The 24,589-nt window shown below is 56.8% G+C and carries 19 protein-coding genes and 1 tRNA gene; 4 read left to right on the forward strand and 16 right to left on the reverse strand.

Annotation, left to right across the window (positions count from 1 at the left end):
- The first annotated feature begins 10 nt into the window (after positions 1–10).
- Both Q0835_RS15710 and Q0835_RS15715 read left to right on the forward strand, forming a co-directional pair.
- Positions 11–1,543 carry a HAMP domain-containing sensor histidine kinase gene (locus Q0835_RS15710; protein ID WP_298962778.1) on the forward strand — a complete coding sequence of 511 codons (1,533 nt, stop codon included), beginning with the start codon at positions 11–13 and terminating at the stop codon, positions 1,541–1,543.
- Positions 1,544–1,677: 134 nt separating this feature from the next.
- Positions 1,678–2,730, forward strand: coding sequence for a hypothetical protein (locus tag Q0835_RS15715; RefSeq protein ID WP_298962781.1), 1,053 nt, complete (start codon positions 1,678–1,680; stop codon positions 2,728–2,730).
- A 56-nt stretch (positions 2,731–2,786) separates the two neighbouring features.
- Here Q0835_RS15715 and flhA read toward each other — a convergent pair whose 3' ends face one another.
- The 9 genes from flhA to Q0835_RS15760 form a co-directional block, all read right to left on the reverse strand.
- Positions 2,787–4,964: a flagellar biosynthesis protein FlhA gene (flhA, locus tag Q0835_RS15720; protein WP_298812635.1), complete on the reverse strand. Its 2,178-nt coding sequence runs from the start codon at positions 4,962–4,964 to the stop codon at positions 2,787–2,789.
- Positions 4,965–5,046: 82 nt separating this feature from the next.
- Positions 5,047–6,399: a sigma-54 dependent transcriptional regulator gene (locus Q0835_RS15725; RefSeq protein WP_298962783.1), complete on the reverse strand. Its 1,353-nt coding sequence runs from the start codon at positions 6,397–6,399 to the stop codon at positions 5,047–5,049.
- Positions 6,400–6,411: 12 nt separating this feature from the next.
- Positions 6,412–6,762, reverse strand: coding sequence for a flagellar motor switch protein FliN (gene fliN, locus Q0835_RS15730; protein ID WP_298812640.1), 351 nt, complete (start codon positions 6,760–6,762; stop codon positions 6,412–6,414).
- Complete coding sequence (locus Q0835_RS15735) at positions 6,759–7,454, reverse strand: FliH/SctL family protein (protein ID WP_298962786.1); 696 nt, start codon at positions 7,452–7,454, stop codon at positions 6,759–6,761. Before Q0835_RS15735 ends, fliN begins: the two co-directional genes overlap by 4 nt.
- 38 nt (positions 7,455–7,492) lie before the next feature.
- Positions 7,493–8,539: a flagellar motor switch protein FliG gene (fliG, locus tag Q0835_RS15740; RefSeq protein ID WP_298962789.1), complete on the reverse strand. Its 1,047-nt coding sequence runs from the start codon at positions 8,537–8,539 to the stop codon at positions 7,493–7,495.
- A 2-nt stretch (positions 8,540–8,541) separates the two neighbouring features.
- Positions 8,542–10,158 carry a flagellar basal-body MS-ring/collar protein FliF gene (fliF, locus tag Q0835_RS15745; RefSeq protein ID WP_298962791.1) on the reverse strand — a complete coding sequence of 539 codons (1,617 nt, stop codon included), beginning with the start codon at positions 10,156–10,158 and terminating at the stop codon, positions 8,542–8,544.
- Between the two features lie 327 nt (positions 10,159–10,485).
- A complete protein-coding gene (locus Q0835_RS15750) occupies positions 10,486–10,761 on the reverse strand; it encodes a DUF1153 domain-containing protein (RefSeq protein WP_152500489.1) in 276 nt (91 codons plus the stop codon).
- A 373-nt stretch (positions 10,762–11,134) separates the two neighbouring features.
- Positions 11,135–11,794, reverse strand: coding sequence for a flagellar hook capping FlgD N-terminal domain-containing protein (locus tag Q0835_RS15755; RefSeq protein WP_298962794.1), 660 nt, complete (start codon positions 11,792–11,794; stop codon positions 11,135–11,137).
- 32 nt (positions 11,795–11,826) lie between these two features.
- The gene (locus Q0835_RS15760; RefSeq protein WP_298962796.1) at positions 11,827–13,800 is read right to left on the reverse strand and encodes a flagellar hook-length control protein FliK; all 1,974 of its coding nucleotides are present in this window, start codon (positions 13,798–13,800) and stop codon (positions 11,827–11,829) included.
- Between the two features lie 354 nt (positions 13,801–14,154).
- Here Q0835_RS15760 and mnmA point away from each other — a divergent pair, with 354 nt between their 5' ends.
- Together mnmA and Q0835_RS15770 are read left to right on the forward strand one after the other, a co-directional pair.
- Positions 14,155–15,336, forward strand: a complete 1,182-nt coding sequence (mnmA, locus tag Q0835_RS15765; RefSeq protein ID WP_298962799.1) for a tRNA 2-thiouridine(34) synthase MnmA — start codon at positions 14,155–14,157, stop codon at positions 15,334–15,336.
- 114 nt (positions 15,337–15,450) lie between these two features.
- Positions 15,451–15,527 (forward strand) — tRNA-Met (locus tag Q0835_RS15770).
- An 843-nt stretch (positions 15,528–16,370) separates the two neighbouring features.
- On the opposite strand, the gene Q0835_RS30360 is transcribed toward Q0835_RS15770, so the two are convergent.
- Genes Q0835_RS30360 through Q0835_RS15800 form a run of 7 tightly spaced genes read right to left on the reverse strand, consistent with a single transcriptional unit; the run spans position 16,371 to position 24,589 of the window.
- A complete protein-coding gene (locus tag Q0835_RS30360) occupies positions 16,371–16,670 on the reverse strand; it encodes a hypothetical protein (protein ID WP_366142346.1) in 300 nt (99 codons plus the stop codon).
- Positions 16,671–16,688: 18 nt separating this feature from the next.
- Complete coding sequence (locus tag Q0835_RS15775) at positions 16,689–17,741, reverse strand: M20/M25/M40 family metallo-hydrolase (protein ID WP_366142347.1); 1,053 nt, start codon at positions 17,739–17,741, stop codon at positions 16,689–16,691.
- Positions 17,738–19,783 carry a hydantoinase/oxoprolinase family protein gene (locus tag Q0835_RS15780; RefSeq protein ID WP_298962802.1) on the reverse strand — a complete coding sequence of 682 codons (2,046 nt, stop codon included), beginning with the start codon at positions 19,781–19,783 and terminating at the stop codon, positions 17,738–17,740. The genes Q0835_RS15775 and Q0835_RS15780 overlap by 4 nt, the downstream gene beginning before the upstream one ends.
- On the reverse strand, positions 19,770–21,581 hold the full coding sequence (locus Q0835_RS15785; protein WP_298962804.1) for a hydantoinase B/oxoprolinase family protein: 1,812 nt from the start codon (positions 21,579–21,581) through the stop codon (positions 19,770–19,772). Before Q0835_RS15785 ends, Q0835_RS15780 begins: the two co-directional genes overlap by 14 nt.
- Positions 21,574–22,596 (reverse strand): NADPH:quinone reductase, encoded by a 1,023-nt coding sequence (locus Q0835_RS15790; protein ID WP_298962807.1) that lies wholly within the window; start codon positions 22,594–22,596, stop codon positions 21,574–21,576. The genes Q0835_RS15785 and Q0835_RS15790 overlap by 8 nt, the downstream gene beginning before the upstream one ends.
- On the reverse strand, positions 22,596–23,573 hold the full coding sequence (locus tag Q0835_RS15795) for an ABC transporter ATP-binding protein (protein WP_298962809.1): 978 nt from the start codon (positions 23,571–23,573) through the stop codon (positions 22,596–22,598). Before Q0835_RS15795 ends, Q0835_RS15790 begins: the two co-directional genes overlap by 1 nt.
- The gene (locus tag Q0835_RS15800) at positions 23,570–24,589 is read right to left on the reverse strand and encodes an ABC transporter ATP-binding protein (protein ID WP_298962810.1); all 1,020 of its coding nucleotides are present in this window, start codon (positions 24,587–24,589) and stop codon (positions 23,570–23,572) included. Before Q0835_RS15800 ends, Q0835_RS15795 begins: the two co-directional genes overlap by 4 nt.

Raw genomic sequence — 24,589 nt, forward strand, 5'->3', positions numbered from 1 at the left:
GCAACCGCCTATGTCGCTTGTGGTGCTCGTGGTCTGTTGTGTGATGTTTGCAGTGCCCGTGACTGCAATTCTGATCCTGAAATTGGGAGTGAACCGGTTCATTCATGAAACCGAACAATCCCTTATCCAACAAGGGGCAATTTACTCCAGCGCCTACGCTGCCGCTTTCGAGGAAGCGACACGCGAGACTGGCGGCGAGAAGATGCCCGGCTATTATTTGCCCCCCCAAAAACGTGTTTTCTGGAACGCGCGTGCAAGAACATTTCAACCGTTACTGGACCTGCGACGGGATACGGTTCTTCCGGTTCGACCTGGTGCAAAGCCAGTTGTGCTCACTCCCGGACCGAGACACCTGGCGATTACTACAGACCTTGAGCTTCTATCGAACCGAGCGCGCCGCACAACGCTTTCAAATGTCCTGTTTCTCGATCACAAAGGCTTGGACTTGCATGCTGACACGCCGGGAAGTTTCGCAGAACTCACCGAGGTCAATGAAGCTCTCAATGGCGGAATAGGCGCGGTTTTGAGATGGCGCAGCGGAGCCGAAACGTCTTCATCCTTCATTCGTCTCAATCGAGGCACCGGATTCAGGGTGTTTGTTGCCTATCCGGTGATCAGCGAAAACCGCGTGATCGGTGTTGTCTACCTGTCCCGAACACCCGATGAGTTGGGCGCTTATCTTTCTGAAGAGTGGCTCTCAATTATCGTCGTTGCTGCTGTGACCGCTATCGGCGCCGCCGTTCTTGGCGCTTTGCTGGTTCGCCAAGTCTCCAGACCCATCATGGATCTGCGAAACCGGGCACGCGCGCTGGCAAGAGGAGACCTGGAAAATCTAGAGCACTTGCACCGCTACGGAACACGTGAATTGGCGCAGCTTGGTGACGCCGTTGTTTCAATGGCAAAGACCCTTTCGGAACGATCAACGGAAATAAGCACCTACACAACACATGTCACACATGAGTTGAAAGCTCCGGTGACAGCAATAATTTCTGCTTCCGAGCTACTCGAAGAAAGCTCTCTTCCCGACGCCTCACGCAGGCAACTGCTTGAAACCCTGAAGGTCCAGGGGCAACGAATGGAAAAGCTCTTAAATCAGCTTCGGGACATCACGAGACTGCGTCAACAAATGCGCGGAACGCCTGCAAAGTTGGTCGACATGCTGCCGGATTCACCCGGTTTGCGGATCATCACAACACCGGTTGATGCCATTCTGCCGCTGTCCCTCATACACGGGCAGACGGTTTTTGCACATCTGGCCCAAAATGCAGTCGGCCACGGGGCGGATCAGTTTAGGATTGTCTGGCGGGACAATGTGCTTGAGATTCAGGACAATGGCGAAGGTTTTGAAGACAAGGATATGAAGCGGCTGACGGAGCCCTTTTACACGACCCGGCGCGATAACGGCGGGACCGGTCTTGGCCTGTCAGTCGTGAATGCCATTCTTGAGCGATATGACACTCAAATTGAGGCAGTGCCGTCTCCGGGTGGCGCGCTCTTCCGGATAGCATTTCCCATTGACGGTCTGCTTGAAAATCGAACCTAAATCCGACCTCCTACCTGCACCAAATCTGCACCTGACATGCGCAACAGCAATGCCGTAGACGTCAGACATCGCGAGTATTGTCCAAAGCGTCCAAGTCACGCTCACAGAGCGACAATCCACGCAAGGCGAACTTCATGAATGCTCAGTTTTCTGCAGCTGCGATTGCAATCGCAAGTCTTTTCATTGGTGCCACGATCAGTCAGACATCGGCCAATCCCAGTGAGAAGTATCTGAATTCCTATAAGGAATATTCAAGCGCTTCTTGTCCGCTTGAAACCGATGACATCACGCACTTCGTCTATTTCGCGCGCGATCGCAGTTCGATCAGAGACCACCCCCTCTTGAAGAACGATCGGCTTTCCGGAGCACAAATCATGTATTCCTGGAGACAGCTGGAGCCTTCACAAGGTCGGTATGATTTCTCCGCCATAGAAAACGACCTCGTCTATTTGGCTGCCCATGGGAAAAAGCTCTTCGTGCAATTGCAGGACGCTTCGTTTTCACCGCATTTCAAGCCTGTCCCAAACTATCTCCTGTCCTCCCGGTTCGACAGCGGTGTTTCTCCCCAATATACGGATGAGGGCGAACTGGAAGGCTGGGTCGCAAAACGCTGGAACAAGGCCGTGCAGGATCGATTTGCAGCACTTCTACACGCACTCGGTGAAGAGTTCGACGGCGAGATCGAAGGGTTAAATCTTCAGGAGACCGCGATCGGCATCAGTTCTGAGACAGATGCTTCGTTTTCCGCGTCTGGCTACGCAAGCAGCTTGAAGACCAATATGCGCGCTTTGAAATCGGCCTTTCGAACTTCAACCGTGATGCTCTACGCCAACTTCATGCCCGGCGAGTGGCGTCCATGGGAAGATCAGGGATACCTGAGCGGACTGTACGAATTCGGCGAAGAAACGAAAGTCGGCCTTGGTGCACCGGACCTGATCTACACCCGGAAGGGTCAGTTGAACCATGCCTTGGCGATGATGCACGAACGATCCTATTCAACCCCTCTTGGAATAGCGGTCCAGGATGGAAACTACATTGGTGAAACCAATACGCTGAAGGTCCTCCATGAGCGAAAAAACATAGTGCCTATCCTCCATGCCTTCGCCAAGGACTTCCTGAAAGTCGATTACATGTTCTGGAGAAATCAGAAACCCTATTTCGAACAGGATCTCCTTCCCTGTCTCTGACAGGGTCAATCAATACGAGGCAATTGCGTGATCGGGCTTTCGCTCCAAGAGCCCGATCAGATCGAACCGATGGTCTTCAACTTGATGCGCGGATGCACTTCCGATTGGCTCATGATCGTCGTATGTGCCCGGAAACGCTCGACGATGGAGCGGACGAAGGGACGGGTTTGCGGCGATGTCAAAAGCACGGGCACCTCGCCTTGCTGAGCAGCTTCTTCAAAAGCATCCCGCACTTTTCCGACAAACTCCTGCAACTTGCTGGGCTGCATGGCGAGTTGACGATCATCGCCTTCACCGACAATCGATTCCAGAAACGCTTGCTCCCATTGCGGCGACAAGGCGACAAGCGGCAGATATCCGCCAGGTGCAAGATTGGCTGCACAAATCTGTCTACCCAGCCGCATGCGAACGTGCTCTGCGATTGTGTCCGTGTTGCGCGTCATGCCGGTGGCTTCCGACACGCCCTCCAGGATCGTGCCGAGATCGCGCACCGAAATTCGCTCATTGAGCAGCGCTTGCAGCACGCGCTGCAGGCCGGACACAGTAATCTGCGAGGGCACAAGATCCTCAACGAGCTTGGCCTGTTCACCTTGCAGTTCCTTCAGCAGTTTTTGAACATCACCATAAGTGAGCAACTCGCTGATATTGGCCTTGATCGTTTCGGTAAGGTGGGTGGACAAAACTGTCGCGGGATCGACCACTGTATAGCCGCGCAACGAGGCATCTTCACGATATTGCGCCTCAACCCAGGTTGCCGGCAATCCGAAAGTCGGCTCGGTCGTGTGTGTTCCCGGCAGCTTGACCTGGCCGCCAGCCGGATCCATGACCATGAAGTGGTTGGGATAGAGAACGCCGCGCCCGGCCTCAACTTCCTTGACTTTGATGACGTAGTCGTTCGCGCCAAGCTGAATATTGTCGAGAATTCTCACAGGCGGCATGATCACGCCCATGTCGCCGGCCACCTGGCGGCGCAGGGCCTTGATCTGTTCGGTAAGAACATCACCATCGTTCTGCGTTTTTCCGTTGATCAACGGCAGCAGTGCATAACCCAGCTCGATGCGGAGTTCGTCCATCTTGAGCGCATCGGTAATCGGTGGCTCCGGCGGTGGTTTCGGAGCCGCATCAATCGCTTTCTTCTCGGCAACCTTGACGGCCGCCTGTTTCTTGTTCGCGCTAATCCGGAACGCCAGATACCCGGCGACCGCTGCGAGACCGAAAAACGGCACGATGGGCATGCCAGGAAGAAGTGCCAGGATCACCATGACAGCGGCCGACATACCGAGTGCTTTCGGATAACCCGTGAACTGGCTGGTGAGCGCCTTGTCTGCCGCGCCGTGCACACCTGCTTTCGACACCAGAAGACCGGCAGCAGTCGACACGATCAGCGCCGGGATTTGCGACACAAGACCGTCACCGATGGTCAGAAGTGTGTAGTTGTTGGCGGCTTCGGAGAACGACAGTTCCATCTGCGCGACACCGATGAAAATGCCGCCAAGTATGTTGATAAACGTAATGAGCAGGCCGGCGATCGCATCACCGCGCACAAACTTCGATGCACCATCCATGGCTCCAAAGAAAGAGCTTTCATCCTCAAGCGCCTTACGCCTGGATTTGGCTTCGCCTTCATCGATGAGACCGGCCGAAAGGTCAGCGTCGATGGCCATCTGCTTGCCGGGCATTGCATCCAGGGTGAACCGCGCAGCCACTTCCGCAATACGTCCCGAGCCTTTTGTAATAACGACGAAATTCACAATCACCAGGATCGCAAAGACGATGATTCCGATGACGAAATTACCGCCCATGACAAGGTTGCCAAAGGACTGAATGACATTGCCGGCCGCTGACGTTCCTTCATGACCGTTGGCCAGGATCAACCGTGTCGAGGCGATATTGAGACCAAGTCGCAACATCGTCGCGATCAGAAGCACAGTCGGGAAGGATGAGAATTCCAGAGGCTTTTGAATGAACAGCCCGGTCATGAGGATCAGGACTGAGAAGATGATCGACACCGCCAGAAACATGTCCAGCATGACCGGTGGCATCGGCAGGATCAGAAGTGTCAGAATAACCAGAATGCCGGTGGCAAGCCCGACATCACCCTTGCGAAGGGTGTCGATCATCTCGTGCATGCTCGGAAAGCCCGCGAAGTGGCCACCCGTCTGGGGTGTTGCCGCCTTCTGCTCCGGTGCGGGCCCGCCCGGTCCGCCTTGTCCGCCTGCTGCCGTGTCCGACATTCTTATTCCGGTTCCTTAAAAGTGCTTCTGATCCAAAGCTTTGAAACACCGATGTTCAATCAACAAATGCCTGTTCGAATTCTCAGGCTCGCGCTTCGCCGGGGCTTGGTACGCTGACGCCCTCGTCGGTATACTGGTTCAGCTTGTTGCGAAGCGTACGGATGGAAATACCCAGGATTTTCGCAGCATGGGTTCTGTTGCCTAGACAATGATCCAACGTGTCCAGAATGAGATCCCGTTCAACGTCTGCTACAGTGCGGCCGACGAACGATCTGGTAACCGCTTCTGCTGTTTGCGCGGCACGTTCCGCAGGGTTTCTGGATATGGCGAGCGGAGTACCATCCGGCATGCGGATCGCCTCAACGCCTATATCCGGGCCGGATGCCAGCAGGACAGCCCGGTGCATTGTGTTTTCAAGTTCGCGCACATTGCCCGGCCAGGGATTGGCCATCAGGGCCTGTCGCGCTTCACCCGAGACATTGCGTTGCGGAACACCGTTGGCTTCCGAATAGTGCTTGATGAAGAACAGCGCCAGTTCCATGATGTCTGCTGGGCGTTCACGCAGCGCAGGCAGCTTCAGGTTCACCACATTCAACCGGAACAAAAGGTCCTCGCGGAACTGGCCCTGGCGGACGCTTTCGGCAAGATCCCGGTTGGATGTCGCCAAAATTCGAATATTGACCGGAACAGGACGCGTGCCGCCAACCCGGTCAATGACCCGCTCCTGTATGGCCCGCAACAGTTTGGCCTGCAGGCGCACGTCCATTTCCGAAATCTCATCTAGAAGCAGGGTACCGCCATCGGCTTCCTCGAATTTGCCGATCCTGCGGGCTACGGCTCCCGTGAAGGCTCCCTTTTCGTGCCCGAACAGCTCCGATTCCAGAAGATGTTCCGGGATCGCCGCGCAATTGATCGAAATGAACGGTTTTGACGTGCGGTTGGAGCACTTGTGAACGTGTCGTGCAATGACTTCCTTGCCGGTTCCGCTTTCTCCGGTAATCAGCACAGATGCTTCCGAAGGCGCTACCTGCTCGGCCAGTTTCACAACATTGGCCATCGCTTCGTCACGGTAAATGAGGTCACCGCGCTCCTGCGCGACGGCTGCCAGGACCGCTGCGATCATTTCCGGATCCGGTGGCAGCGGAATGTATTCTTTGGCGCCGGCGCGAATGGCCGAAACCGCAGCCTGTGCATCCGTTTCGACGCCGCAGGCGACAACCGGAATATGAACCCGTTCGTTCTGCAGCTTTGTAATCAGACCGGCAATGTCGAGGTGGACCTCGACCATCATGAGATCGGCGCCCCGCCCGGATCTGAGGACTTTCAAGGCGCCCTCCACATCGTCAGCGTGGGTGACTTGCGCACCGCCCTGCATCGCAATTTTCGATGCTGTCGTCAGCTGTCCGCCAAGTGTTCCGACAATTAAGAGACGCATCTGCTTTTTTTCCTATCGATCCGTCTTGATGATTTCGGTCATGGTCACACCGAGCTTGTCCTCCACAAGGACAACCTCGCCGCGTGCCACAAGCCGGTCATTCACATAGATATCAATCGCCTCGCCAACCTTGCGGTCCAGTTCCAGAACGGTTCCGGATGCCAGCTTCAAGAGATCGGAGACGTGCATGCGCGAGTGCCCGAGCACCGCAGAAATTCGAACGGGCACGTCGAAAACGGCCTCGAGGTCGGCCGCGGATTGGGGAGCATGCACTTCGTCTTGTTCAAGACTGCGTTGCGGTGCTTCCAACTCGTCGAGCGGAATGCTGTGTTCCTGCTCTTCGCCTATCTGCTCGTCACTCATACGTCAGTCCCTTTCCCCGCCGACGTGTCGGACACTTGTGCCTTCTTCGCGGTGCCGCGGGCCCTCAAATAAGACCGGATCGAAGTGTCGATCTCAGCTTCAAGAGCTTTCCGGTCGCGCCGAATGCCACCATCCGCCCATTCAATATGGCAATCGCCCCGGCCGATTTCGGGTTCCCCCAAAATGACAAGGCGGCCTTCAAAACCCTTTTCATGGACAATCGGATCCACTTTCGGCTTCAGCGCCTCAACATCCTTTTCCGCAATGCGGATCACAAGATGAGGCGCCTTGCGAAGCGGACCCAGGCATTCTGACACCAATGCCACAGCTTCGGCCAGCGGCTGACGTGCGATCAGATGGGCACACAGTCGTCTAGCCACAAGAAATGCGAGGCCGACAGCGTCTTTTTCACGTGCGGCCTGTTGTTCGTCCAGTGAGTACACGACTTCGCGGACGGCAACGACAAGGCGATTCACTTCTTCGGTCAGCAGGGTTTCCTGTTTGGTCTGCAAATCCTGAAGCGCTTTTATCCGGCCTTCCTCGAATGCCTGTGCCCTGGCCTTCTCCAGAATTTCCTCATGTTGAGTAACAGGAATCTTCGGGATTTCCGGCTCAGGCGGAGCAACGATCTCCGGCTCCTCCTCCTGGGCGGCGAAGTCCATGTCAAAGAGAAATTTCGACGGGTTCGTCATGCTTCCCATTCTGTCGTAAGTTCGTACCGGCTGCTGCATCAGTAGATAATCTCGTCGTCACCCTTGGACTTGGAGATCATGATCTCACCCTTCGCCGCCAGGTCCTTTGCCTTGTTCACCATGCTCGTCTGGGCTTCGTCGACATCACGCAGCCTTACTGGTCCGAGCGCATCCATATCGTCCTGAAGCAACTTGGCCGCGCGTGAAGACATATTGCTGAAGAAGAAGTCGCGCGCCGTATCGGTCGAGCCCTTCAAGGCGATCGCCAGCTGATCTTTTTCCACATGACGCAGCAGTGTCTGACAGCTTGCCGCATCCAGTTTCAGAAGATCGTCGAATGTGAACATCAGCGTCTTGATGCGGTCGGCTGCTTCTCGGTTGTCTTCTTCAAGAGCTGCAAGGAACCTGGCTTCCGTCTGTCTGTCGAAATTATTGAAGATGTCCGCCATCATCTCATGGCTGTCGCGCCGGGAGGTGTTGGTCAGGTTCGACATGAACTCAACCCTGAGCGTCTGTTCGACCTTCTCAAGAACTTCCTTTTGCACTGCGTCCATGCGCAGCATACGGCTGACCACTTCAAGGGCCAGTTCCTCAGGCAGGATGCCAAGCACCCGTGCGGCATGATCTGAGTTGATCTTGGAAAGAACCACCGCCACAGTTTGCGGGTATTCGTTCTTCAGATAGTTGGCCAGAACATTTTCTTGAACGTTGGAGAGTTTCTCCCACATGTTACGCCCGGCAGGGCCGCGGATCTCCTCCATGATGACGCTGACCTTGTCGCCGGGCAAAAAGCTCGTCAACAGTCGCTCAGTCGCGTCGACGTTGCCTGTCAGCGCTCCCTTTGAGCTGACCCTGCGGACAAAGTCCTTGAAAAGATCTTCCAGCATATTCGGCGTGACCGGCCCGAGATTGGCCATTGCAGCCGAGACCTGACGTACCTCGATCTCATCCAGTTTTGACCAGATTGGCGAACCGTGGGATTCACCGAGTGCCAGCAGCAGAACTGCCGCGCGCTCCGCGCCCTTAAGTTCACGGTCTTCTTCGTCTAAGCTGACTTGAAGCTGTTGTTGGAGTTGGTCGCTCACGCTCAGGCCGCCTGCTCATCCAACCAGCCGCGGACGATATTGACCGCTTCGGTTGGGTGATCCTTGATCATGTCGCCCACCTTGGCGATCGAACTTGCCTGCATCGCGCCTTCCTGCTTGGCCTGTTCAAGCCACTCAATGACAAACTCGTCTTCAGGGTCATCCTCCTGCGGAACATCGGTCTCCACCACCAACGTGCCATCCGGACCAATCATCAGCTCTTGAGGCTGTTTTTCCTCTGGCGTCACGATGCGGCGCAGCAGAGGGCGAACCACGAAGAGAAGAAGAAGAACCGCGATCAGGAAAAGAACACCAAGTTCTGCGAAACGAATGATGTCATCGCGTGTGAAGTCGAAAAGACCATCGCTTTCGGCCAGAAGGTCTTCCTGCGGGGGGAGCGCGAATTGCAGATTGACGACTTCAACCAGGTCGCCGCGCTCTTCGTCGAAGCCAATGGCGGAACGCACAAGCACAGCAATCCGGTCCAGCGTCTCCTGCGAACGCGGCGTATAGACATTGTTTCCATTGCCGTCAGGCTGGTAAGTGCCGTCAACAAGCACCGCAACGGAAAGACGATTGATTTGACCGGCTTCGATAACCTCGGTCCGTGTGGAGCGCGAAATTTCGTAGTTTACGACCTCTTCGGTAACACTGGTGGTATCGCGGTCGCCGGCCTGACCGACATCACCTTCGCCCTGCGGCAGCTGATTTCCGACCGTAACCTGCCCGTTCCGGGAAATTGCCGAACTCGCCTCTTCCTTGGTTTGCGTGGACCGGACGACTTGCCCTTCCGGATCGAAGGTTTCGGTCGTTTCGGTTAAACGGTTGTAGTCGACTTCGGCATTCACCCGAACACGTGCGCGCCCCGGACCGACGATCGAATTCAGGATCTCTTCCACCTGATTGCGCAAACGCCCTTCGACCGCCTGGTTACGCTCTTGCAGTGAAGCGGTCAGCATGCCGTCTTCGTCATTGCCGACGCCGGATGCCAGCAACCGGCCGGCTTCATCGACTATGGAGACGCGATCCGGATCAAGCCCGTCAACGGCTGTCGCGACCAGATGCTGCACAGCGCGGATCTCGCCGGGACCGAGCGCGCCGCGCACGCTCAATACGATGGATGCCGAAGGCGGACGGCGGTCTTTCTGAAACAGCTGCCGCTCCGGAATTACCAGGTGAACACGGGCTGCGCGAATACGGTCGAGCGAGCCGATGGTTCGCGACAACTCGCCTTCCATCGCACGCAAGTGGTTGATGTTCTGGACAAAACTGGTGGCACCCAGAGTATCGGTACGGTCAAAAATCTCATAACCGATCGAGCCACCCGTTGGCAGACCTTCCGCGGCAAGCTGCATCCGCAAACGCGCAACTTGCTCCTTTGGCACGAGAATGGTCGCACCCTGACGGCTGAGTTTGAATTGAACGCCCTGACTTTCAAGTTGAGTGACGATAGCCGCTGAATCTTCAAGGGCCAGCTCATTGTAGAGCGTCGTCATTTGGGGAGAGGTAACACGGAAAATAATGAATGCGAAAACGCCGATCAGGATCGCCGCCACTGCACCCATGGCAGCAATACGTGCTGGTCCCAACGCTTTTATGAATTCAATCAGTCCGTTCACGAGTGCCCGCCCGCATCTGAAGCATTGTCTAAAACTGTTATTGTTGGAGTCGGCTCGACACACCACACTCCTGATGGGCAAAATTTGCCGCCCAGATGGTTAACAAGCAGTTAACGATTATGTCGCCAAAGCGACGAATTGGCGGCTTTCTGCGGAAATGGCATGTGCAAAATGCGACAGAAGTGGGGAAAAACTGCCTACTTTATTAATTTTTGGATAAGTTCCGTCAAAACGGCAATATCAAATCATCAACAAAAAAGGCCGGCACAGCCGACCTTCTTCAAGCACGCCACTTGCGTGCCCGGATATTATAATGCGCCTTGAGGATCAGGCTCGGTATTGCTGGATCCGCGTTGCCCGCAGCCCGGCAAGACCGTGCTTCTCAATGGAACTTTGCCAGGAGAGGAACTCCTCTACCGTCAAAGTGTATCTCTGGCAGGCTTCTTCAAGGGATAGCAGACCCCCGCGAACGGCAGCTACTACTTCGGCTTTGCGGCGGATGACCCACCGCTTTGTCGAGGTCGGAGGCAAGTCTGCTATGGTAAGCGGACTACCGTCAGGCCCTATGACATATTTTACACGCGAACGAATATGTTCGGTCATTGTACTCTCACACTAACCATGACCAAGGTTCGAATGAGACTACATGACGACGCTTAACAAACGCCTAAAGCAAAATTGTGTTTTTATTAACTATAGAATCTAAATTTAGTGAATGATATTTAGGATTCTACAAAGATAATCATTCAATAGCTTAACTAATGAATATGGTTTTATTAACCATAATTACTATCTCGTGCAATTTGCAACGCAATCCGGTTAACCAACGCAAATCGCATCAGGACCCCGAGATGGCATTTATAATTTTTCTGAAGCAAGGAAGCAGCCTTTACCGGACACATGGGCGCGTGTCCGGTCGAGCGACTGACGGAACTACAGTGCGATTTCAGATTGGGCAGAGAAGGTTCAACCGGTATCAGCTTGGACTGGACACCGAGAGCACCGACGAGACAGGAACGCTGCGCCCATCAACACTCAGAACCGCCGAACCGCTTGACCAGTCGACGCTATCGACAATGCCCGAGACTGCGGTCGTGACTTTTTCCGGACGACTGTTGGCATCCCTCAAATCGAACGAGATCGAATAAACGCCATCAGCCGCGTCGCCTCCCGTATCGGTCTGCCCGGCCCAGTTGAATGTGCCCGATCCAGCCTTGAGCTCAACTTCGCCGCTATACACAAGATCACCGCTTGAATTGCGGATCTCAAAGCTGCCTGAAGCGTCTTCTTGCAGTTCATACCCCCAGCTGGCGGCACTGCCGGACAACAAGGTACTGGACGCATCTGCGGTGATCTCGTTCCCGATATAGCTGACATAGCTCATACTCTGGTTGGATTCCAGCGATGCTATGATGCTCTCAAGGTTCTTGTTCTGCTGAATTGACTGTTCGACATTGGAATACTGAACCAGCTGACTCGTGTACTCAGCTGAATCTATCGGATCGAGCGGGTCCTGGTTCTGGATCTGCGTTGTCAGAATGCTCAGAAACAGCTCATAATTCGCCATCAAGCCATTCTGGCTCGACGTACTGGCGCTTTCAGCGGTCGTCGACGTTGAAGAAGAAATTACTGTCATTCTCAGCTCCTGGAGCGCATTCCCGCCCCACCTTAGATTTTCAGATCAAGACCACCGCGCTGCTGCGCAAGCGTCATGCGCACGATGTCCTCGACTTCAGGTTCCATCTCCATGGCTTCCGCTCCGTCTGCATCCTGCCGGTCTGCGGACTGGTCACCCTGACCGTTACCGGAGGCAAATTGCTGCTCGCCATCACGCTTCAGAGAAAACTGCAGATTGTCTGAATCCGGATTTAGACCTGCTGCTTCCAAAGCGCGTTCAAGGCCACGTTGATCGCGCATGAACATATCGAGAGTTTCCGGCCTCTCAACGATCAGGTGCGCCTGCACACTTCCGTCAGACCCCACCTTCATATTCACTTCAACTCGCCCGAGTTCAGGCGGATCGAACCTCATCTGGAAACGGGTCTGGCCGTTTTTCAGATTTCGGGCAATTTCCGCAGCCACCTGGGAGGCTACTTGTGCCGATTGAGCCTGATTGGGCGTCTGCAGGCTTTCGGTACGCATTGCACCGGTCAGATCGCCGCCCCTTACGGTCGCCGACCCGATTTCGCTGCTCAAGCTCAGGTCAGCAGTGACCAATGAAAGATCCGGCTTTTCTGTCGTTAAACCTGCGGGCAGCGCAGCAGCGGCAGCTGGCAGCGTGACATTTGCCAGACGAGCCTCCGGACGGGGCCCTGCCCCAGCACCCGTGTTTGCTGCAGCCAGCCTTTCTCTCAAAGTATCTGCCTTCACATCAGGTCCGGCATCGGCAATCGCCCTGGCGGGATCCTTGCCAGCCTGAGGAGACACCTCGCCACCCGGCTGCACCAGAGCATCACTGCCCTTCAGACCCTTGGTTGTTGCCGCGGCCTGAGGAGACACGTCAAGCGGTCCGGACCGAGTTCCAATGTCCTTGGCCTGACTTCCGGCAACCGGCTGTGTCGCCAGTACCGAATTCTGCGCTGCTCCATCCCTGGGCAGAGTTTTCAGCTGCTTTGCACCGTCATCATTGGAGGCAACGGGTGCACTGGTGGTGCTGAGCTGCTTTGTCGCCTCTCCTGCCGTGCGAGCCAATTCCCCGGCCGGCCCCTTTTCAAGCCCACCTTCTTTTACAGCGGCAACAGCCGGCATCAGGTCCCCTTCACCCGCCGAGGCAGCGGAAACCGGCGGCACTGTGGATGGAAGACCTTGCTGCTGATGGGCTTGCTTTTGCGCCGTGCCAGCAGTGGAGGCTCGAAGCTCTTCGGGCAATTCGGATTGCCAACGACGCGTGTTTGTCGAAACGGGCACAAGGACACCCTGCCCTGCATCAGCTGCAGCCTGACCGCTCTGCAGCGGCGATGCGGACCCGGCCTGACCAACCGCGCTTGACATCGGACGACCGGCTTCAGGCAAACCCGCGCCGAAAACTGGTGCTGCCCCAGCCGGCAGACCACTCACCGGTCCGGAAACACCTGCATTGCCAACTGCCACCCGATTGGCGCGGCTCGCGTCATGATTTGCCAAGCCACCTGCCAGGGCTGCGTCAGACACAACCTTGTCAGGCGAAAGCGCATTTAGAATTGTCTCCGCGGACGGCTGAGTTGACAGCGCCAACAGCGGGTCGGCAGCCCCATCTTCATTTGCCGGCAGATCCTCTGAGAATGCTTCCTGCCCCGGCTCTATCTCAGTTGCTTCGGCCGGCAATACATTGCCATCAGCTTCGTCAAGCGCGTCCAGTGCATCCTTCACAAGACCCGAACCATCTCCGGCAGGCACTGCTGTTGCAGCGCCGACCAGCGAGGGAACCTTTATGCCCTCCGCCGCATCACCTGCGATATCCACTTCAAGCAGGGAAAATCGGCCTACGGGACCGACGGCCTGCCCCTCTGGCGTGGCATCGCCGACATCCAGCGCTCCAAGTTCCCGCGCAAAATTCGAGACCTTGCCCCCCGCGCCGGGCATTTGTGCCGGAGCCCCCAGGCTGCTTGCACCAGCAGCCAGAGCACTGGCTGAAACATCATTCGTCATTCCAAATGGCAGCACATTTGCCCCCAATTCGTTCGCCCGCCACGGCAGGCACATTTCGTCACCGAATTGAAAGCAAGCACCGGGCCAGTTTCGGACATCCCGACAAGACATTGAAAAATATGACTTAAAGTGTTTTCCCTTGCACTAAGAACGAAAAAGAAGGCGGCAAGCTTTGCCGATCCGGCAAAGCGTGCCTGCCATGCAAGGGATGCAATTGGCAGACACCTGGCTTATCTGTATAGTGCCGCCGAATTTGAAATGACAAAGGATCTGAGCGGCCGGCGGAACCTGAAGTGGAAACCGGGACCGCGCCTAGTGGCATGATGCTGTGCCAGCCAGGTTGATCCGCCAGAACTTCTGGAAGTTGAATTGATGCGAAACAGTCTGGATCTTCCCGGCCGCCCAGAAGACACGCGTGTCGTGGTCGCCATGTCAGGTGGCGTCGACAGCTCAGTCGTTGCGGCACTGATGAAGGCAGAGGGATATGACGTCATTGGCGTCACACTGCAGCTTTATGACCACGGCGCTGCCGTGGCAAAGGCAAAGTCCTGCTGCGCCGGCGTCGACATTCACGATGCACGAAGGGCTGCGGAAAAGATCGGGATCCCGCACTACGTGCTGGATTATGAAAGCCGTTTCAAGGAACAGGTTATGGACCGGTTCGCCGATAGCTATATTGCCGGTGAGACGCCGATCCCGTGTGTATCCTGCAACCAGACGGTCAAGTTCACCGATCTGCTAAAGACCGCGCGCGACCTCGGAGCGGACGCTCTTGCCACCGGGCACTATGTGCGCTCGTCCCAGAAGGGCAACAAGCGGGCGCTCTTCCGTCCGACGGATCTTGACCGCGACCAGAGCTACTTTCTGTTTGCAACAACGCAGGAGCAGCTTGATTTCGTGCGCTTTCCGCTCGGAGGCATGCCGAAGGAGAAAGTGCGTGAGCTTGCAGCCGAATTCGGACTGTCCGTTGCCAACAAGCCCGACAGCCAGGACATCTGTTTCGTTCCCGATGGCGACTATGCTGCAGTAATCCGCAAACTTCGTCCCAACGCGGCTGAGCCTGGCGATATTGTTCACATGGACGGACGTGTCTTGGGCCAGCACGAAGGGATCATACATTTCACTATCGGCCAGCGGCGCGGCATTGGCGTGGCAACCGGGGAGCCGCTCTATGTGGTCCGGCTCGAAGCGGACGACCGGCGCGTGGTTGTCGGTCCTAGAGAGGCGTTAGCGACCCGGACCATCCTCTTGCGCGAGACGAACTGGATCGGCGATCAGCCATTGGATGAAGGCGATGAAATCGAAGTCTTTGCCAAGGTTCGCTCCACCCGCCCACCGGCTCCGGCAACGGTCCGGATCCTGAACGGCAAGGCCTTTGTGGACCTTGCAAATGGAGAAACCGGTGTTGCGCCGGGTCAGGCCTGTGTTTTCTTTGACGGCGACGACGAAACCGCGAGGGTTTTAGGGGGCGGCTGGATCCACAAAACCGAACGCACCGGCGAAAAGGCAGTTGATTTTCCACAAGCGAACGCGCCGGTTTCAGCCGCTTGAGACGCTTCAAAAAAGAATGCGGGCGGCCGCTCATTCAACGCTTGACGCCCGCCTGCCCGCTCACTATAAGCACCCCACATCGCGCGGACCTGACAAGGTCCAGCCGCTTTGGATGGCGGAGTAGCTCAGCTGGTTAGAGCAGCGGAATCATAATCCGCGTGTCGGGGGTTCAAGTCCCTCCTCCGCTACCAAATTCAGCCAAGATGATCCGATGCGTGCAAAGTCTAAATAGCACAGTCCAAAGGCTCATCCTTTAAGCGATCTGGCATGAAGGAATGGTGCTTGAAATCAGCTCATCTGGATCGCAGGAAACCAAATTTTCAGACCGCTCCCCGCATAGCCCCAAGACATGGCCAATGCCATGGCTGTCCGTCTTCATTTGTTTTGAGACAATTGTGGCTTTGATTATACGGAGGCTCTGGCTCATCAGGTTGCCTTATGTAAACAACCGTCGCATCGTCGTTGACAGTGACACGGCGTCTTCGGACATATTGCCACTGCTGCAATCGTGATAAGCGCATTGGACCAGGCTCGTTTCAAACAGTCGGGATCCACTAAAAAGACGTTCTCTTACAAACGGATGCTGGTTGGAAGATCTTTGCACGCATGCACACAATTGTGTGGCGATCAACAATGAAGCGGAACCGGTCGGGTTCGACGTCGAAAATTGAACCTGGGCGGCTAAGACAGCAGCTTCAAGCCAAGAAAAAAGCAGGACAACCGACTGTAAAACGAGAGCACTCGTCTCCGGCGCGTTCGTCGCACTTCTAAGGCAATGACCGTTCGATCCGGTCCCGCTTTCAGATGATCTATAGTCGAATATGTGACCAATTGATCATTCACGGCAAAGACTGGCTTTCACGGAAGATCTACCCGAGGCAATGGTCTTAGGCTTGCGCCGCACTCAGCAAATGACTGGAGAACAACACCGTCTGCGTTTCGCAGACGTAACTGCAAAACGCCAGTCAGACAAATCTACTGCGTGAAGCCAAATTTCTAAACTACACATCGGCCATCCAAAGACCGCTTCGTGTTCAATCTTTCGCCTCGGATTTACTTAGTTTTCCAAGTTCGGCCAACACCGCTGCACCTGTTTTGATGCCGTCGATGAAACGCACAACTTCCAGGTTTTCGTTCGGGGCATGATTGGCTTCATCGGCGTTCGCGTAAGGGATCACGAAGGCTGGAAGATCCAAGATCTTGGTGAAGACATAGTCTGGCAACGACCCTCCGACAGTCGGATAAAGCAGAGGGTCAACGCTGCGCGCAGCCTTTACGGCCGCAATCAACGGCGCGGCGAACGGGCTGGTCAGCGGCGTTTTGGAAGGCAGCATTCCATTGTGGCGGATAACTTAGACCTCCGGGGCAAAACGCGCCACATGCGCCTCCACCCGTTCGAACACATAGTCGGGCGTCAGCGGCTCAACGAGTCGGATATCGCATTTGGCGATCGCCTGGTTCGGGAGAACCGTTTTGCTGCCGGGGCCGTTATACCCGCCGCTGATCCCGTTGATCGTTAAAGTGGGGTGGAACATCAACCTGTCCCAGTAAGGCCGGTCTCTCGGCCCGTCCAGCTCATCGATGGCAAGGTCCGCCTTCACGGCGGTTTCATCGTCGGGAAGCCGGGAAATAACCTCCCGTTCCAGATTGGTCGCCGGAATAACCGGCTCGGTTATGCCTTCAACAGTGATGTTTCCGTCCGCGTCTTTCATGGTTGCAAGAAGCTGCACCAGCGTCCAGATCGGATTGGGCACCACTCCGCCGAAGTTGCCAGAATGCACGTCACGCGAAGCGCCTTTTGCCAGCAGATCGAAGGACGCAACTCCACGCACTCCGAACGTGATGACCGGCTGACCGCTTTCATGCAGCGGGCCATCGGATGTAACCACGAGATCTGCTTGAAGCCGGTCTGCGTTTTGCTTCACGAAGTTCGCGATTTGCGGCGAACCGATTTCCTCTTCTCCCTCGAGCAGAAAAATCACGTTGCATGGCAATGTGCCATGGACTTTCAAATGCGTTTCGATCGCCAGCAATTGGGCGAAATGCTGCCCCTTGTTGTCACCGATGCCGCGCGCCCAGATCCGCCCATCCCGCAATGCCGGCTCGAACGGAGGGCTTATCCAGGCCTCCAGAGGGTCGGGCGGTTGCACGTCGTAGTGGCCATAGAGCAATACCGTCGGCCTCGCCGGATCCACATCGAAACGCCCCAGAACGAACGGATGTCCAGGTGTCTCTACAAGACCGGCTTCAAATCCCAACCCCTCCAGATGCCTCACAAGCATGCCGGCGACCGCACGAATTCCAATATCATGCGCGGAGATGGAAGGATGGCGGACATAGTCCATCACGCGCGCCACGAACTCGTCCGCATTTGTATCGATGTGATCGAAGAGCGCCTTGTTCATGCGGTGTCCCGCTTCAGCAGAAGAGCACCGGAGGCGTGAACTTGTGCGGTCCAGCCTGGCGAGATCACCGACGTTGTATCCAATTGTGTAAGGATCGCAGGACCGAAAATTTCAACTTCAGCGCCAAGGGCAGCCCGGTCATAAATCGGCGTTTCCAGCGTCCCGTCAGGCCAATGGACCATTTGAGTTTGAAGCGGGTCAGGTTTGGTTGCCGGGTCAAGCGCCGGCACTTTGATGGGTTCGGTGCGGCCCAGCGCTTCCACGCGGAGCGTCACCAGCTCAATCGGAGCGTCGAGCACAAAGCCATAGAGCGCTTCATGTGCAGCTCTGAAGTTCTTTTCCGTTTCTGGCGCGGATAGGCCCCAGTCGACGGCAATTTCACCACCTTGTCCGTGAAACCGCAAAAGTGCGCGGGCCTGCAACACCCGTTCCTCAGTAGGGACGCCTTCGGTATCCAGCCATTCCTCAGCCTTGGATGTCAGCTCACTGACAATCGCATCGCCAACATCCTGATCCGTCTGTCCGGGCATGGGCAGCGCGCGTGTGAACTCCGCTTTCATGTCTGCCGCCAGCAACCCGCCTGCACAAAGCAGTCCGGGCGCGGGAGGAACCATCACATGCGAAATGCCCAGAAGCTCAGCAAGTGCGCAGCCATGCAAAGGCCCTGCTCCGCCAAAGGGAACCAACGTAAATTCGCGCGGGTCATGACCGCGTTCGACCGACACGGTCCGTACCGCGCCGATCATATTATTGTTCATAATCGCAAGAATACCCTGTGCAGCCTCTTCATCGTTGAGCCCTAGAGGCTTGGCGACATTGTCACTGACAACTCGCCGGGCCGACTCCACATCAAGTGACATCGAGCCACCAAGCAAAGCGTGTGGCAGGTTGCCCAGCGTTACATGGGCATCAGTGACCGTTGCCTGTCGGCCGCCCTGTCCATAGGCAGCCGGACCCGGGCGCGCGCCTGCAGAATGCGGCCCGACGGCAAGCGTGTCATTGGTAACCTCCGCAATTGAGCCACCGCCTGCACCAATCGTGACCATATCCACCATGGGCAGTGACAGCGGCCATTCTCCGACCTTGCCTTGCTGGGTCAGTGCAATGGCACCATCCCGTATGAGGCAGATATCGGCGGATGTGCCGCCGATGTCGACGGTGATTATGTCGTGAATACCGCAGGCAGCAGCCGCATCAACGGCGCCTACAACACCGGCGGCAGGACCGGACAATGCGGTCAACGCCGGCGCGACCCGGATTGCTTCGGTTCCCGCCACGCCGCCATTGGATTGCATTAACAACAAGGGTGACGCAGCTTCGGCATCGTCCAATCGTTCCTGCAAGCGGGAGATGTAGCTGGAGACACCGGGCATGACGTTCGCATTCAAAACAGTTGCCAAAGATCGTTCGAACTCACGGACAACCGGCAGAACGTCCGTCGAACAGGTCACGGCAACGCCCGGAAGCGCATTTCTAAGAATTTCAGCCACGCGGATTTCGTGGACCGGGTTGGCGTAGGCATGCAGCAGACAAACGGCAACCGCTTCCACATTCTGGGTTTTCAGGGCGTCAACGACCTGCTGCGCGCTGCCTTCGTCAAGCGGTTCAAGAACCTTTCCGCCGGTTCCGATCCGCTCCGCAATCTCATGAATTCTATCCGCCGGAACCGGGCGTGCAGGTTTGACCCAGGTGAAGAGATTTGCATGGCGCGGGATATCCTGGCGCCCGATCTCAAGCACATGCCGGAAACCGCGTGTCGTCACAAGCGCGGTTCTGGCTCCCTTGTCTTCAAGGATCATATTGGTGGCAACGGTCGTGCCATGAAGTACGCGGGACAGGTCCTTCGCGCTGATGCCGGCATCCTCCATCACACTCCGGACCCCGGTCATAAAGGCTTGGGAAGGATCGGAAGGGACCGACGGCGTTTTCGCCCGCCACATGGAGCCGGAATTGCGATCCAGCAACGAGATATCGGTAAACGTGCCGCCGATATCGACCGCAACGGCGTAGGATGGATCCAGTGTCGCGTCAAACGAAGGCATCGACATACTCCTGACGGTGAAAACGCCGGACTTCCGGACGATCATTGCGTAGCGCCTGCGTCGCCAGATGGTCGAGTTCACCTTCCTCGATCACAACGCCATATTCGCCTATTGCTGCTTCCTGGGTGACGAAACCTCCGAGGACGTCGCGCAGCACCTCTTCTGCCGGGCGGTCATACGGGTGGCCGTAACCACCCCCTCCCCCGGTTTGTATGCGCAAGATATCTCCCCTTTTCAGCATGTTGCCGTCGGAGAGCGGATCGAGGCGGATTTCCGCCTCGGTTCCCGGATTGACAACCGCAACACCGTGCCGTCCCGATTTGCCGCCATGGATACCCCAGGGCGGGTTTTTGACGCTGTCGATACGGATCGCCACCATGGTTTCCTCTGCGAGGATTTCATATTCCCGGACAATTCCGCAACCGCCCCGATAACGTCCTGCGCCGCCGGAATCCGTTGCGATCCCGTATACCCGCATCGTGACCGGGTAACCGGCTTCTAGAAATTCGACCGGGTAGTTCTCCTGGGCGACAAAGTAGACGGCATCGATCCCATCGGCCGTAGAGCGCGCGCCATAGCCAACGCCGATCCCGTCTGCCAGGAGATAGGGTTCGAGCCTGCCTTCCACTGTCCGGTACTTGCCGCGCATGATGTTGACCACATAGGCGGAGTTCGCAGCCGGTGCCTCGCCTTCCCCGGCATTCAAGAGCCCGCACATGGCGGAAATCATCCGCATGGCGGTGAGACCGCGCAGCCCAAGCGGAGCCGGGTACTCCGGCTGCAAAAAACTGCCCTTTCGAAACAGCACCTCGTCCAGAGCATTCGGCCCGCCCGCATTGCAAACCTGGCTGGGATCTCCCCCTAGATAGAAGAGACCGAGCGCCATACCAGGAACGCCCTTGTTCATCAGGTAGTTGATTGGCCCCGGCGCCTGATCGTCGCTCTCGCGGGCATCGAAGCTGTAAACGTCGTCTCCGTCCTCGCCTTTGGCACGGGTGAGCGAAAACCGCATATGAAACGGCCCGTTTCCGTGCCCGTCCGTATCAATCGCATCGGTAAAGCTATGCGTACCGTAGTCAAAGCTTTCAGCCAGCTTTCCGCGCACAAGCTTCCGGGTACGCTGCAAGAGCTGCGCAAGCGCATCTTCCATGATGGCCGGTCCGAACCGGTCCAGAATTTCACCCACCCTGCGCACACCCAGCTCGACAGAAGCCATCAGGGCACGCATGTCGCCAATGCTTTGATCGGGATATCTGGAATTGCGGTGAAAGATGTCGAGGACGGCCTGATTGACCCTGCCCGCTTCGATCATTTTGGTCACCGGGATCATGATCCCTTCCTGAAAAATATCCGTCGCATCGGGGCTAATGGACCCCGGACGCAGTCCGCCGATATCGGCGAAATGCGCCCAGCTCATCACAAAGGCCCGCACCTTGCCGTCGCGAAAAACCGGAGCGAGCAAAACCTGATCGTTGGAATGGGAAATCGCGCCGTAGGAACCGTAGCAATCGTTGTACCAGTAGACATCGCCTTCCTGCATGGTTTCCATGGGAAACTTTTCAAGAACGGGGCGTGTCATATCCCCGAAAATGGGAACCATCGACCCCACCGCCATGGTGCCGTTTCCGTCAAACAACGCGGTGTAGAAGTCCTTCTTTTCCCGGATAAACGCCGAGATGGCGGTGCGTTCTATAAGCGCTTCCATTTCAGATTGGGCGGCGGCGATCGCGCCGCGAATGATCTCAAGCGAGACAGGATCGCAGAGCGCCTGTTCAATCACGCGCGTTTGCTTATTCATGATCAACTCCAGTCAGAGCGGGAAGTGTGAGCACCGTTTGCCCCAGTCCGCCGGCTTCGACGCGGGCGTGCGCGGCAACTATTTCAGACAGTGGATGAGTTGCGCCGATGCTGGGCGACAATGTGCCCTCGGAAAGCATTCTTGTGATGGTTGCTTCGGCTTCGGTCCGCTGACCGGCCGTGAGCCGAAAGCCTTGAATGAAACGGATCTGCGCACCAAGCCCGGCAAAGGCATAATAGGGCAGCACCGGCGCCGGGTTTGAACTGCAGGAATAACTGGCAATGGCTCCGTGGGACGCTAGGCAGGCGGCATCAATTTCAAGATTGGCAGCCAGGTCCACTTCCACAATGAGATCAGCGCCTGCACCGGCCGTTTCACGGACCACCTCTGCCGGAACCTCCTGTCGATGCCGGTCGATCACCACGACGTCACCGAATGCGGCTACCGCGGCCGCTCCATCTTCTGAGCTCACCGTGCCGATGACCTTAGCGCCATGCGTCACCGCGATCTGGACACAGATCTGACCGACGGCGCCAGCGGCGCCCTGTATAAGAACCGTCTTTCCAGCTAAGCCTCCGGCACCCAGCAACGCCAACCAGGCCGTTAATGCCGGAACACCCAGGCACGCTCCGGTTTCGAAGCCCGTATCATCGGGCAACCGAACGGCCTGCGGTGATGGCAGGACCACATACTCAGCGGCCGTCCCGAAAGCGCGCCCCGCTTCGCCGTAGCCGCCCTGCGCATTCCAAAGCCAGACCCGCTCTCCGATCCTTTGGGAAGAAACACCTTCCCCAACAGCCTCAATCACACCCGCACCGTCCGAATGCGGAATGATCAAAGGATGAGCCATGGAAGAGGCGTTCCATCCCGCGCGCCTTTTGGTGTCTGCGGGATTTATTCCCGACGCCATGACGCGCACGCGTACATTTCCCTCGCCGGGCGAAGGCACCGGGCGATTTCCAAGCTGAAGAACCTCAGCCGCATCACCTGTCTGGGTGTAATAGGCTGCTAGCATCACGGGCTCACGAAATGGCAGGCGACAAGGCGCGTATCTATTCGGCGCGGCGTGGGAACTTCGCTGGCGCACCGGGATTGGGCTTTCGGGCAACGATCACGAAAGACACAGCCGGAAGGCGGGTTACGCGGATCGGGGGCTCCGCTGCCGATAGGCAGGGGATCATGGCTCTGGTCCACATTGGGTGTGGGCACCGCCGCCACCAAAGCCTGGGTGTAAGGGTGCAAGGGAGTGTGGACGATGTCCTCCGTTGGGCCATCCTCCATGATCTTTCCAAGATACATGACGATGGTGCGCTCACACACGTAGCGCACCAGGGCAAGATCGTGGCTGATATAGATAGCCGTCAGACCCAGACGGTCGCGCACGTCGCGAAAGACATTCAAAACACCCGCACGCACCGAAACATCGAGCATGGAAACCGGTTCGTCAGCGACGACAAAATCAGGCTCCAGGATCAGGGCACGCGCCATGACGACCCGCTGAAGCTGCCCTCCCGAAAGCTGATGGGGAAACCTTTCCAGGAATTGCTCGGGATCACCAAGCCCCACGAGGGCCAGAGCATCGACCACACACTGGTGCCAAGAGCCGCGTTCGACCTTGGCATTGGCAAGAGGCTCTTCAAGCGTTTTGCGGATGGAATAACGCGGGTTCACTGCATCGAACGGATTTTGAAAAATCATTTGCGAACGGCTGCGGAACCGTTGCAGGTCGGCACCTTTCAGATCCCTGATTTCTTCCCCTTCAAACCGCGCGGACCCGCCGGTTACTTCTTCAAGCCGCACCAGGATCCGGCCCATGGACGTCTTGCCGCATCCCGACTCACCCAACAGGCCGACACTTTCGCCTTTCTTGAGGGAAAAGGTCACACCGTCGACTGCCTTGACCGTCGTCGACAGGCCCATCATGGCGGAAACCGCATTGCCAATCTTGTAGTGCAATTGGGCGTTGCTCAGTTCGATGATGGTTTCACTCATGCCGCCGTCCCCCAGGTAGCAGGCATCTTGGCGTCTTCCCGCAAAGCTGGAGCCTCGGAGACGCGGTGACAGGCAACGAAATGGCCTGGAGCTCCCTCGATCAGCGGCGGCTCGTCCGTCCGGCACTGATCGAGGGCAAAGGGGCACCTGGCTGCAAATCGGCACCCCGATGGCGGGCTGGCAAGATCCGGAGGGCTGCCGGCAATAGGGGTCAGTACGCCGCTTCCCGCCGATTGGAGATCGGGAAACGCGTTTTTGAGACCCATTGTATATGGATGAAGCGGTTCACTCAGAAGGGTCGCGGTATCGCAATCCTCGACAACCTTTCCGGCATACATCACCACCGTGCGGTCACATATATACGCCACCACAGATATATCGTGCGTAACTAGAATGACGGACAGACCAAGCTCCCGCTGCAGATTGCGCAACTGGTCCAGGATTTGGCGTTGGATGATGACGTCAAGCGCGGTGACCGGCTCGTCTGCGACCACCAGTCTCGGCTGAAGGGCCAAGGCAAGCGCGATTGCCACACGCTGGCGCATGCCGCCGGAAAACTGGTGAGGAAAATCGCGCAAGCGCCCCGGATCGATCCCCACCATTTCGAAGAGTTCAAACGCACGCTTACGCGCTGCGGATTTGCTCATACCTCCGCGGTCTCGCAGAACTTCCATAATCTGATATTCGACCCGGTAAACAGGATCGAGCGAGTTCATTGCCGATTGAGGAATAAAAGCGATAGCGCGCCAGCGCAGCGCGTTCATATCCCGTTCGGACAGGGAGACGATGTCCTGACCATCGAACTGCATCTGCCCATCAGCGATCCGGGCGTTGTCCGCAATCACCCGGGTTAGTGCACGCGCCATCGTGGTTTTGCCACAACCGGACTCACCAACCAGCCCAACAATGGAGCCCTGAGGCACATCGAAGCGGGCCTTGCTGACGGCAACGATGTCGAGCGTTCCGACTTCATAGGCAATGGTCACATCTCTGACCGACAAGAGTGGTCCGGTCAT

The organism is uncultured Roseibium sp. (assembly GCF_947499295.1).
Lineage (GTDB): Bacteria > Pseudomonadota > Alphaproteobacteria > Rhizobiales > Stappiaceae > Roseibium.